Source organism: Orrella sp. JC864 (assembly GCF_037026685.1).
In the GTDB taxonomy this organism is placed as follows: Bacteria; Pseudomonadota; Gammaproteobacteria; order Burkholderiales; family Burkholderiaceae_B; genus Orrella.
Genome location: NZ_JBANET010000006.1, coordinates 177,279 through 187,288 on the forward strand (window position 1 = coordinate 177,279; position 10,010 = coordinate 187,288).

The 10,010-nt window shown below is 66.2% G+C and carries 13 protein-coding genes; 4 read left to right on the plus strand and 9 right to left on the minus strand.

The annotated features are described in order from the left end of the window. Window positions 1-145: 145 nt before the first annotated feature. Window positions 146-613: a hypothetical protein gene (locus V8Z80_RS08625; RefSeq protein ID WP_442951954.1), complete on the plus strand. Its 468-nt coding sequence runs from the start codon at window positions 146-148 to the stop codon at window positions 611-613. Further along, entirely contained in the window at window positions 610-1,125 is a 516-nt protein-coding gene (locus tag V8Z80_RS08630; RefSeq protein WP_336061733.1) for a DUF2514 family protein, read from the plus strand. The genes V8Z80_RS08625 and V8Z80_RS08630 overlap by 4 nt, the downstream gene beginning before the upstream one ends. Window positions 1,126-1,364: 239 nt before the next feature. Here the strand turns inward: V8Z80_RS08630 and V8Z80_RS08635 are convergent, their stop codons facing one another. From V8Z80_RS08635 to V8Z80_RS08665, 7 genes are all read right to left on the minus strand, one after another. Continuing rightward, complete coding sequence (locus tag V8Z80_RS08635; RefSeq protein ID WP_336061734.1) at window positions 1,365-1,901, minus strand: hypothetical protein; 537 nt, start codon at window positions 1,899-1,901, stop codon at window positions 1,365-1,367. 138 nt (window positions 1,902-2,039) lie between these two features. Continuing rightward, window positions 2,040-2,582 carry a hypothetical protein gene (locus V8Z80_RS08640; RefSeq protein ID WP_336061735.1) on the minus strand — a complete coding sequence of 181 codons (543 nt, stop codon included), beginning with the start codon at window positions 2,580-2,582 and terminating at the stop codon, window positions 2,040-2,042. Window positions 2,583-2,591: 9 nt separating this feature from the next. Next, entirely contained in the window at window positions 2,592-2,861 is a 270-nt protein-coding gene (locus V8Z80_RS08645) for a helix-turn-helix domain-containing protein (RefSeq protein ID WP_336061736.1), read from the minus strand. A 1-nt stretch (window position 2,862) separates the two neighbouring features. After that, window positions 2,863-3,426 carry a hypothetical protein gene (locus V8Z80_RS08650; RefSeq protein WP_336061737.1) on the minus strand — a complete coding sequence of 188 codons (564 nt, stop codon included), beginning with the start codon at window positions 3,424-3,426 and terminating at the stop codon, window positions 2,863-2,865. Window positions 3,427-3,536: 110 nt separating this feature from the next. Further along, window positions 3,537-3,905, minus strand: coding sequence for a hypothetical protein (locus tag V8Z80_RS08655; RefSeq protein WP_336061738.1), 369 nt, complete (start codon window positions 3,903-3,905; stop codon window positions 3,537-3,539). Between the two features lie 59 nt (window positions 3,906-3,964). Next, window positions 3,965-4,627 carry an SOS response-associated peptidase gene (locus tag V8Z80_RS08660; RefSeq protein ID WP_336061739.1) on the minus strand — a complete coding sequence of 221 codons (663 nt, stop codon included), beginning with the start codon at window positions 4,625-4,627 and terminating at the stop codon, window positions 3,965-3,967. A 265-nt stretch (window positions 4,628-4,892) separates the two neighbouring features. Further along, entirely contained in the window at window positions 4,893-5,516 is a 624-nt protein-coding gene (locus tag V8Z80_RS08665) for a M23 family metallopeptidase (protein ID WP_155195250.1), read from the minus strand. A 186-nt stretch (window positions 5,517-5,702) separates the two neighbouring features. On the opposite strand from V8Z80_RS08665, the gene V8Z80_RS08670 reads away from it, so the two are divergent. After that, window positions 5,703-6,416: a COG3650 family protein gene (locus tag V8Z80_RS08670; protein ID WP_155195249.1), complete on the plus strand. Its 714-nt coding sequence runs from the start codon at window positions 5,703-5,705 to the stop codon at window positions 6,414-6,416. 100 nt (window positions 6,417-6,516) lie between these two features. Here the strand turns inward: V8Z80_RS08670 and V8Z80_RS08675 are convergent, their stop codons facing one another. Next, complete coding sequence (locus V8Z80_RS08675; RefSeq protein ID WP_155195295.1) at window positions 6,517-7,413, minus strand: recombination-associated protein RdgC; 897 nt, start codon at window positions 7,411-7,413, stop codon at window positions 6,517-6,519. Window positions 7,414-7,561: 148 nt separating this feature from the next. On the opposite strand from V8Z80_RS08675, the gene V8Z80_RS08680 reads away from it, so the two are divergent. Further along, entirely contained in the window at window positions 7,562-7,780 is a 219-nt protein-coding gene (locus V8Z80_RS08680) for a hypothetical protein (protein ID WP_155195248.1), read from the plus strand. 332 nt (window positions 7,781-8,112) lie between these two features. On the opposite strand, the gene V8Z80_RS08685 is transcribed toward V8Z80_RS08680, so the two are convergent. Beyond that, window positions 8,113-9,783, minus strand: a complete 1,671-nt coding sequence (locus tag V8Z80_RS08685) for an MFS transporter (RefSeq protein ID WP_336061740.1) — start codon at window positions 9,781-9,783, stop codon at window positions 8,113-8,115. Window positions 9,784-10,010: the final 227 nt, after the last annotated feature.

Below are 10,010 nucleotides of genomic sequence, written 5' to 3' on the forward strand. Positions count from 1 at the left end.
GCCGGAGGCGGAGCCGCAGCCGGCGGATCCCGTGCCCGAGCCGGCAGCGCCGCTGGCCATCGAACCGCCGCCGCTTCGCACTGGCCCGCTGGCCGAGATAACGCGCTTGGCCATTGATCCGGCCCTGGCGCTGCTGCCCGCGAAAATGGACACGCCGCGCGCGCGGGTCATGCTCCTGGCGATCTGCGGCCAGGAGGCCGATTTTCGGCATCGCTGGCAGATCTTCGACGCGTCACGCCCCGAGCGCATGGGTGCCGCACGTGGCCTGTGGCAGTTCGAGCGCGGTGGCGGGGTGCGTGGCGTGCTGCGGCACGCGGCGAGTGCTGCCCATGCGCGTGCGGTGTGCGCGGCGCGCGCGTGGTCGCCGACCGAGACCGACGTCTACAACTGCCTGCATCTGGACGACGTGCTCGCCGCGGCGTTCGCCCGGCTGCTGCTCTGGACGGACCCGCGTGCGCTGCCCGACGTGGGTGACGTGGAGGGCGCCTGGCAACTCTACCTGCGCACCTGGCGGCCCGGGGCGTACACGCGCGGCACCGAGGCGCAGCGGGCGGGGCTGCGGGCCAAGTGGGGCGGCTACTACGCACAGGCCGTCGACGAGGTGGCGCCATGATTGGCTGGCTGAGAGGCCTGCCCGGCTGGCTGCCCGTCGTCGCGGCGGCTGTGGCCGGTGGGCTCCTGGTGGGGGCCGCGCAGGGATGGCGCTACGGCGAGCGCATAGCCTCTCTGCAACGCGACCATGCAGAGAGGCTTGCAGAGTATTCACAGAGAGCCGAGCGCGCCCAGGCGGCCTACAGGGCGGCGGAACAGGCCCGCGTGGCCGCAATCGAGGAAATCAGAAATGAGGCTGACCAGGAAATTGCTGCTGCTATCGAGCGCGAGCGCGCTGCTGGGGATGTCCGGGTGCGCGACGCAGTCGCAGAGTACGCCCGTCGTCATCGCCCCCCCGGCAATCCCGGCACTGCCCAGCCAGGCGCGCCAGCCGGCGACCCCATCGGCGTGCTCGCCGACGTGCTTGGGGAGCTTGACGAGATGGCGGGAATCTACGCTGCGCAGGCTGACCGCGCCCGCATTGCCGGACTGACATGCGAAAGGGCGTACGATGCGATACGCGGCCTCGACTGAAATCGAGTCTACGGGCCGGCGGCGCCGCCCTGACCGCTTGCCGTTGATTCCCACAAAAAACAAAGGCCGCCAGGGTATCCGGCGGCCTTCTACCCCGCGAGGCAGGGAACGTCTTTGCAATGACGACTAAAATGGTTCATCCCCGCTTGGCGGGGAACGTCTCTTGCATTGACGACAAGAGTGGTTCATCCCCGCTTGGCGGGGAACGCGGGCAATTATGCCCGCGCGGCGGCGGCCCGTCAATCGTCCTCGTCGATATCCAGCATGCCGGCCGGTGTGATCGTGAATGCGGCAACACCGCCGCCGCTGGCCAGCACCCGTTGGTAGAGCCGCACAGTGCATCGGCGCATCTTTGCCTGTCCGAATGCGACCTCCGAATCCGGCGAGAGGCGATGGGCTGCGGTGAGGTCTACAACTACGCCATCGGGGTAGCGATCATCGTGAGATTGCGGCACCAGCTGGCCGGCCATGTCGGCGTCCAGCAGGGCCGCGCCAACGGATTCGCCCACGCCGTAGATCGCGTCCGTGTCGTAGACGGCATAGACCGGCGCGCCGGTTTTCAGGCTGTACAGTTCGCGCAGGCCGGGGGGCATTCGCCGGTCTCCCTGTTCGTAGCGTTGCCACGCGTTGAGCGTGATGAATACGGTGTTCGCGGCCTGGGTTTGCGTGTGCCCGACACTGCCCCGGGCGGCGCGGACCTCCTCGGGGCTGGGGCTGGGCCTGCCGGCCCGGTGCGGATGATTAGCCATTTGCGCGATGTTGGCGTTGCTGAACATTTTTACTCTCCAGCCCCTGTATTTCCCCGAGGCGCGGGGCGCTGATGTGTCAGCGCATGATGAAATCATGCAGACAATGGATGTAATTGGCAAGCGCGCAGGAATTAGGGGAAACCCTTAGATTGCCGCCAGCGCTTATTAGGTCCCTAGCCGGCCGGCCGCGGCCGACCGTGCGATCACATCCTGCGTTGAGGGCAGTGCCGTCAGCGCGGCACTAACAGCATGGTTGTACGCGGCAATATCGATCGGGGTCTGAATCTGCTCGCGGATGATGCCACGCATCACATCGGAAACGTTGCCGGGCAGGCTAGCGTAGCGCAGATGCGCGATCGAGTTCGTGGCCAGCTCCACGGCCACAATGGTGACTGCGAGCCGACCTTGTTCGCCGATCCATCCAGCAACCCGCTCTTGTAGATCGGCGGGTTCCGCGCCGATGTCTGTCCACGCATCGAACACCAGGTTGCGTCCGAACTCCCACGCGGTGACCAGGAGCCTATCTCGGCGCATGGCGTGCACGCGACCAGGTGTTGCGGCCGAAATTGCGGTGAGCTCGGTATCCGCCCAGCCGGTCATCGCGACCAGCAGTACGAGGCCCGAGCCATCGGCGAGCAGTCGGGCGCCCTCGGCGCCGGGGCGAGGGTACGGGGATGGTCCGCCTACGCGGATTTCCGAGATGATCATTGGTGTGTCCTACGTCGTAGATTGATCAGATTGAGCTGGCCCGCGGTCAGCGAGTATCAGAGTGGGGTGCTGGTCGGTACGCAGCAAATAGGCATCCCAGTACGTCGGGTGCATGCGGCGCTCGCCAGCCTCGTATCGCTGCCACGCCACGAGTGTGAGGCCGATCGTCCGGGCTGCCTCCGTCTGTGTGTGTCCGGCAGCATCGCGTGCGGCTCGCACCTGCTCAGGAGTAGGATTTGCAGCCGCACGGTGGCGGCTGCGGTTGGGATGGTTTGCCATATCAGGCGACGATATCACCGAGCTCGGGCAGGGCGATGTGCCCGGCGGTGGACAGATAGATCACAGCCCATGCATCCGGGCCGCCCCACAGAGTGGCCACGCCGCAGAATTTTTCGTTGGGATCGATGCCGCCCAGCGGTTGATCTCCATCCGCAGCCTCCAGCCGCTCGTCGGTCCAGTAATCGTCTCGCAGCCATTTCACGATGGCCTTGCCGTCAGCAGTGATCAGCGGGGCCCCAGTTTTGTCGCCGTCCTGCCAGGCGGGCATGAGGTAGGCGCGGCCATCGAGTACGGCGTAGAGGGACCCGTCATAGGCGGCGACCACATTGGCCATGCGGTACGTGGCGTCGTCCTCGGCTGCGGTCGCAGCCTGATGTACGGCATTGGCGATGGCCGCTCGCTGCGAATCGGTGTATTCCAGATGCTCCACGGCGATTGGCTCAAGGGCGCGGCGCAGCGCCCTAGCCTCGGGGCTGATGAGATTCAGCAGCCCCCCGGCTTTGGCTTTGAGTGCGGAGATTTGCTCGCGCTTCTGCGCGAAATATTCCGGGCGGTAGAAGGTCATGTCTTTTCCATGCCCCTGATTTGCCGAGGCGCGCATCGGTGTCGATCACCATGCAGAGAATAATACATCCAATGGATGTATTTGGCAAAAGATTTTTGGTAGGGGTTACCCTATGGATTCTTCCGCATATGCCTGGCTACGCCGAGTTCAATCTCTTCCGGCAGTGGCGTGCCTGGCGGCGGTATGTGCCAGCTTGAGCCGGGTGGTTGCCTTTCGGCTCGCTCCTTCTCCTTTTCCGCCCGTGCTGCCAGCACTGCCGGCTCGGTGCTCAGGACGCGTGCCGCCATGTCGGTGGGGTCCATCGACTGGCCCTCTCTCAGTAGGCGCAGCTGGGTCTGCGTGACGCACCAGTCCAGCCTGACTATCAGGTCGTGCAAGCGCTTGATCTCCCAAAGAAGCACCCGAGCATCTGAGCCCGCCGGGGTGCGTGAGCTGATTTCGCGCAGGGTGTGAATAGTCAGAGGGGGTTTGAATTGCATGGCAATGTCACTGTATGAACATACAGTGTATGCCGGGAAAAATCGGCGACGGACTGGGTTTATCGGGGGACGGGCTCGGCGATCAACCGGCCCGAAGGGTAGGGCCGCAGATAGTCGCGGATGTCGCCGGCACCGTTCACCCAGTCGTCGTAGGCGCCGTCGGTCAGGATCACGACGCTTCTTTTCTCCTCGCCGGGCCGGTGGTACTGGCTCCATAGCGGATCCTGATCGGCGTTGATCGTGAGCATCGTGTAGCTGTCGATCCATTCGCCGGCCGTATTGCGGTAGCGGTCCCACAGGCCTGCAATGCCAAGCGGGGCGCCGTCGGCACGGCGGAACGCGGTGGGCACCGCTTTGCCACTGCGCCAGTCGGGCTCGAAGATGCTTTCAGCGGGGATGATGCAGCGCTGGCCCTTGCGCCAGGAGTTGCCGAACGTGTAGGAGGTTGCGGCCGTCTCGGAGCGCGCATTGAACGTGCTCAACTTCTCCGCTTTGGCGAGATTGGCTTGGCGGGTCAGCGCCGACACCAATCCCCATCGACCCAGCACGATCTCGCGCTCTGGCACGGCCTCGTCACCGGCGTCGTGCTCCGGCGGTCGGCGGATGAATTCCCCCGTGTATCGCGGCCACATGTCGAGTCTCGGCGGTACGGGCTGGCCGCGGACCCGGAAGTACCGCTCGATCTGCTCGCGCTTCCTGATGCCCTGGTAGTGGGAACACATTGAGAGACGCCTCCGCGTTGAAGCCGCCCCAGTGTAGCGGGAATTCCTCCCTACAAAATCCGGTACTTACGGATAGATGGGTGCGAAAGCGTGTCCCCGCAACCACATTAAGAAATGGCCCCGGATAAAACCATCCGGGGCCATTTTGTTTTTGCAGCCTGGCCCAGGTTTTTGCAGCCTGTCCAGTGCATCACAGGCGCAAGGCGGCGAGCCCGGCGTTCTTGCCCCCTTTGTTCGTCCTTGCCCCTTTGCCTTCGCCCTTGTGTTATTGCACTGGACCGGGCTGGGCCGGCACGGGCGGGTTGCGCAGCAGCGGATAGGGATTGATCGCGCCGCCGGCTTGGTAGATCCCATAGTGCAGGTGCGGCGGGGTGCCGCGGGCGTTGCCCGTGTTGCCCACCGTGCCCAGGGGCGTGCCGGCCTGTACGCGGTCGCCCGGCTCGACGCTGCCGTGCCGGTCCAGGTGGGCGTAGTAATGCATCTGGCGCCCCGGGCCCATGACCCAGACGATGTTGCCTCCCAGCGGGCTGCTGCCCTTGCGGGTCACGATGCCTTCGGTGGCCGACAGTACCGGGCGCCCGCGCGGCGCAAAGATGTCTATGCCTTCGTGGCGGCGGCCGTTGCCGCGCGGCGCGCCCCAGGTGTCGGCCAGGGCGGCGGGCGGTACGCCTTGCACCGGCACGGGCAGGGTCTCTGGCGCCGGCTTTAGTGCCAGGCGCAAGGCATAGAAGGGCGTCTTGGCGATGGGCGGCAGCAGCGGCCAGGCACCCCAGATCGCCAACGCCAGCACGCCGTAGCAGGCCAGGCGCAGCAGGCGCCGGCCCAGGCCCGGAGCGCCGGGGCGGGCGGACGCACGCGGCGGGGCAGGGGCGTTTGTCTTCTCGGGCATCGTTGCTGGATTCGTGGCGTGGCCAAAGGCGGCCAGAGGATCTTTTCCTGTACGACCGGGTCTGTTCCTGGCCGTTCATGCGCAGGGCGTGCCGATGCCAGCGGTTACAAGCTGACAGTGCGTGGCGCAGGCGCGTGCGCGGCCAAGCTAGAATCTCCAAGCATAGGGAAGAAAGAGGAACCGCATATGATGAACCGCCTCAGTCTCGTCGTTGGCCTGCTCGTATTGGCCGGCTGTGCCAGCCAGCCCCCGGCGCCCGTGCCGCCGGCCCCGCCGGCGCCGGCCCCTGCGCCCGGCGCCGAATCCTTGCCGGTTCCCGGGCCGGCGCCGTCTGCGGAACTGCCCCCGGACCTGCCTGCGGAGCGTTTGCGCGGGGTCTACAGCAAGTCCGCCGGCTGGATGCTGTGCGGCGCCGCCAGCGCCGCGCCCGTGGCGGCCGACAGCGCGGTACGGGCCGAACTGGACGGCTTCGCGCCTGGCGAAGACGCCTATTTCCTCGACGGCTGGGGCCGGGTCTCGGCGCAAGGCGGCATCGAGCTGGAAAGCATCGAGCGCATGCACACGGAAGGCCCCGATTGCAGCGAGCCGCTCGATGGCTTTGTCTGGGTGGCGCATGGCCAGGAACCCTTCTGGGCGTTCGGCATTACGACGCAGGGTATCCGCTTCAAGCCCCTGAACGCGCAGGCGCGCGTTTTTCCCTATGTGCCGCCCCAGGCCGAAGGCTCGCAGGTGGTGTATCGCGGGGCCGATTTCGAGCTCAGGCTCTACAAGCAGGTATGCCACGGCACGATGGCCACGGCCCGGTATGCCTGGCAGGCGCAGTTGCAAACCCCGGACGGGGCATGGCAAGGCTGCGCGTGGCAGGGCATGCAGTCCGAAGGCCAGGCAGCGCTGCCTTAGGACCGCGTCGCCTTGGGCCGCGCCGCCTTGGGGCCGGGCTGGCCCGCCCTGGCGGGGCCGCGCTTTTGTAATGGCGTGTAAGGCGCGCGGCCCGGCGCGGCTATTTTTTCTCGCCGCCCAGGGCCTGGACGAGATCGTCCAGCAGCTTGGCCAGTTCGCCGGTCATCAGGGCCATGTCAGAGTCAAAGCGCTGGTCCTCGGCCAGGCCGGCCGCGTCGGCATTCTCCTTGAGCACGTCCTGGGGCGCGACACGCTTGACGTCCAGGCCTTCGGTGAGCACGAAGGAGATGCGGTCGGCCCAGGTCATGGCCAGGCGGGTGCACTGCTTGCCCGATGCGATATGGCGGCGCAGGTCCTCGATCTCGGGCGTGTGGCGCACATAGCGCACGGCGGCGCGGCTGTCGCCGCCGGCAGCCAGTTCGGTGTCCTGGTCGATGGTGAAGTTCGCGGGGGCTTCGTCGCCGGCCAGCCAGCCCGTCATCGCCGCCGAAGGCGACTGCTCCACGTACAGCGGCTCGGCCGGAAACGGGTCGATGCTTTTGGCCAGCAGGCCCAGCACCTCGTCGGCCTTGGCCGCTGCGGCCGCATCGATGACCAGCCAGTGGTTGACCGGGTCGATCCACACCGCCGTATCGCGCGTGATGCTGAAGGCCCGCGGCAGCAATTCGTCAAAGACCTGTTCCTTCAGTTCCTTCATCTGCTTGCGGCCCGGCTTGAAGCCTTGCTGGGCTTCGAGGTCCTGGGCCCGCGCCCGGGCGACCTGGTTGACCACCGTGCTGGGCAGCAGTTTCTTCTCGGCGCGCAGGCTCAGCAGCAGCTGGCCGCGCACGGCGTGCACCAGCGGTCCGCCTTCGCGCACCGGTACCCAGCCCAGGCTCTGGGCCTGCAGGTTGTTGCCCGGCGTGAAGGCAGCCGGCGCGAGCTTGTCGGCCAGGGCCTCGGCCGAGAGGGTCCAGGCGGTGGAAAGGCGGTAGATCTTCAGGTTCTTGAACCACATGGCAGTCGCGCGCAAAAGGTCCGATTCTATACGAGCGGCCCTTGATGGCCGGCCATGCGCCAGACATGTTCTGTCACGTGTGCATGCGCCCGGGCCGGCATGCCTCGGGGTATCTTCTGCGGCACCCCGTCACCCAAGGAGATGCCTCATGAAACCCGCCGTCATCATCGGCGCCATCCTGATCATTGCCGGCGCCGCCTCGCTGATCTACAAGGGCTTCAACTACACGAGCGAAGAGACGGTCCTGCAGATCGGCTCGGTCAAGGCCACTGCGGAAACCGAGAAATCCGTGTTCATCCCGACCTGGGCCAGCATCGCGGCCATCGTGGCCGGCGCCTTGATCGTCGGGGCGGGCATGCGCCGCTAGGCCCTGCCGGCGCGGCATCGCCCGCGCGCCCGGCGCGTTCAGGCGAAAGTCAGACGGCCCGGCTTAGACTGGCTGCTCGGAAGCGGCCATGGCTTTTTCCCCAGGCATGCAGGATCCCCCAGTGCCTGGCGGAACATGACCGGATTCCGACGCCGATACCGCGTCCCCGCGAGCCTTTTCAAAGCGCGGCATCGTGTGCTCCCGTGACGGCCTGGCTGTTTCAGCCAGGCCGCTTTTTTGCCGGGTGCGCCCATGAGAAAAAAAAGGCCCCACAAGGGGGCCTCGAAAGCCGGATGAGCGCAGCAGTCCCATCCAGCGGGGGAATGATCCGGTCAGGCGTTGATGTCGTTGTCCTTGGTTTCGCGCACGAACAGCGCGCCTACCACCAGGGTCATCACCGCGATGATGATCGGGTACCACAGGCCGTCGTAGATATTGCCGGTGGCGGCCACCACGGCGAAGGCCACCGGGGGCAGGAAGCCGCCGAACCAGCCGTTGCCGATGTGGTAGGGCAGGCTCATGGAGGTGTAGCGGATGCGGGTGGGGAACATCTCGACCAGCATGGCGGCAATGGGGCCATAGACCATGGTCACGTACAGCACCAGGATAAAGAGCAGCAGCACCACCATGGGCCGGTTGATTTCGGCCGGATTGGCCGCGGCCGGATAGCCGTGGTCGCGGATCGCCTTGGTCAGGGCCGCGTTCAGTTCGGCCGTGCGGGTCTTGAACTCGTCCGCGCTCAGCGCCGCGCCCTCGAAGGACTCGTATTCGTCGGTGCCGATGCGCACCCGTGCCAGCGAGCCGGCCGGAGCGGCCTGGTTGTCGTAGTTCACGGAATTGCGGGCCATGAACGACTTGACGATGTCGCAGGAACTGGTGAAGGAGGCCGTGCCCACCGGGTTGAACTGGAACGAGCAGGTCGAGGGGTCGGCGATGATGGTGACCGGCGCCTCGGCCTGGGCACGCTCGAGCGCCGGGTTGGCGTAGTGCGTGATGGCCTGGAAGATCGGGAAGTAGGTCAGCGCCGCGATCAGGCACCCGCCCAGGATGATGGGCTTGCGGCCGATCCTGTCCGACAGCCAGCCCCAGAACACGAAGAAGGGCGTGGCCAGCAGCAGCGCGATCGCGATCATGATGTTGGCGGCGTTGGCCTCGACCTTCAGGGTCTGGGTCAGGAAGAACAGGGCATAGAACTGGCCCGTGTACCAGACCACGGCCTGGCCGGCCGCCAGGCCGAACAGCGCCAGCAGCACCAGGCGCAGGTTGGGCCACTTGCCGAAGGATTCCTTGATGGGCGACTTCGAACCCTTGCCTTCTTCCTTCATGCGCTTGAAGGCGGGCGATTCGTGCAATTGCAGGCGGATCCACACCGAGATGCCCAGCAGCACCACCGAGATCAGGAAGGGGATGCGCCAGCCCCATGCGCGGAAGGCCTCTTCGCCCACGATGGTGCGCACGCCCAGGATCACCAGCAGCGACATGAACAGCCCCATGGTGGCGGTCGTCTGGATCCAGCTGGTGAAAAAGCCGCGCCGCCCGGGGGGCGCGTGCTCGGCCACGTAGGTGGCCGCGCCGCCGTACTCGCCGCCCAGCGCCAGGCCTTGCAGCAGGCGCAGGATGATGAGGATGATGGGCGCGGCGATGCCGATCGCCTCATAGGTGGGCAGCACGCCGACCAGGAAGGTCGAGGCGCCCATCAGCACGATGGTGACCAGGAAGGTGTACTTGCGTCCGACCAGGTCGCCCAGGCGCCCGAACACCAGCGCGCCGAAGGGCCGTACCGCAAAGCCGGCGGCAAAGGCCAGCAGCGCGAAGATGAAGGCGGCGGTGGGGTTCACGCCCGAGAAGAAATGCACGGCGATGATCGCAGCCAGCGAGCCGTACAGATAGAAGTCATACCACTCGAAGACCGTGCCCAGCGACGAGGCCAGGATGACGCGCTTCTCTTCGCGTGTAAGCGGGGCCCGGGGAGTCGCCGTCCCGGGATGGGCGGTTGTGTTCATGTTGTCTCCTTGTTCTGGCAGCAGGGCTGTATCGAGGGAGCCATGCGAGGTTCCTTGTGCTGGAACTGCCGCTAAGGTAGGCGCACACACTGACGGCTGTCTGACGACTTACTTACGCCAAACTTAATTTTGTAATTGTTTGTTGTGGCGCCTGTGGGTCTCAGGGTAAGTACCGAGCCGTTCCAGGCCGGCGTCTTGCGCCGTCGGGCAGGCGGCGCGACGGTGCG

Excerpts from the sequence above, each read along its gene's own strand:
- V8Z80_RS08680 (WP_155195248.1), top strand. The coding sequence starts at position 7,562 with ATGAAACCCGCCGTCATCATCGGCGCCATCCTGATCATTGCCGGCGCC.
- V8Z80_RS08645 (WP_336061736.1), bottom strand. The coding sequence starts at position 2,861 with ATGGCAAACCATCCCAACCGCAGCCGCCACCGTGCGGCTGCAAATCCT.
- V8Z80_RS08660 (WP_336061739.1), bottom strand. The coding sequence starts at position 4,627 with ATGTGTTCCCACTACCAGGGCATCAGGAAGCGCGAGCAGATCGAGCGG.
- V8Z80_RS08685 (WP_336061740.1), bottom strand. The coding sequence starts at position 9,783 with ATGAACACAACCGCCCATCCCGGGACGGCGACTCCCCGGGCCCCGCTT.
- V8Z80_RS08655 (WP_336061738.1), bottom strand. The coding sequence starts at position 3,905 with ATGCAATTCAAACCCCCTCTGACTATTCACACCCTGCGCGAAATCAGC.
- V8Z80_RS08625 (WP_442951954.1), top strand. The coding sequence starts at position 146 with ATGGACACGCCGCGCGCGCGGGTCATGCTCCTGGCGATCTGCGGCCAG.
- V8Z80_RS08675 (WP_155195295.1), bottom strand. The coding sequence starts at position 7,413 with ATGTGGTTCAAGAACCTGAAGATCTACCGCCTTTCCACCGCCTGGACC.
- V8Z80_RS08650 (WP_336061737.1), bottom strand. The coding sequence starts at position 3,426 with ATGACCTTCTACCGCCCGGAATATTTCGCGCAGAAGCGCGAGCAAATC.
- V8Z80_RS08630 (WP_336061733.1), top strand. The coding sequence starts at position 610 with ATGATTGGCTGGCTGAGAGGCCTGCCCGGCTGGCTGCCCGTCGTCGCG.
- V8Z80_RS08640 (WP_336061735.1), bottom strand. The coding sequence starts at position 2,582 with ATGATCATCTCGGAAATCCGCGTAGGCGGACCATCCCCGTACCCTCGC.
- V8Z80_RS08665 (WP_155195250.1), bottom strand. The coding sequence starts at position 5,516 with ATGCCCGAGAAGACAAACGCCCCTGCCCCGCCGCGTGCGTCCGCCCGC.
- V8Z80_RS08670 (WP_155195249.1), top strand. The coding sequence starts at position 5,703 with ATGATGAACCGCCTCAGTCTCGTCGTTGGCCTGCTCGTATTGGCCGGC.
- V8Z80_RS08635 (WP_336061734.1), bottom strand. The coding sequence starts at position 1,901 with ATGTTCAGCAACGCCAACATCGCGCAAATGGCTAATCATCCGCACCGG.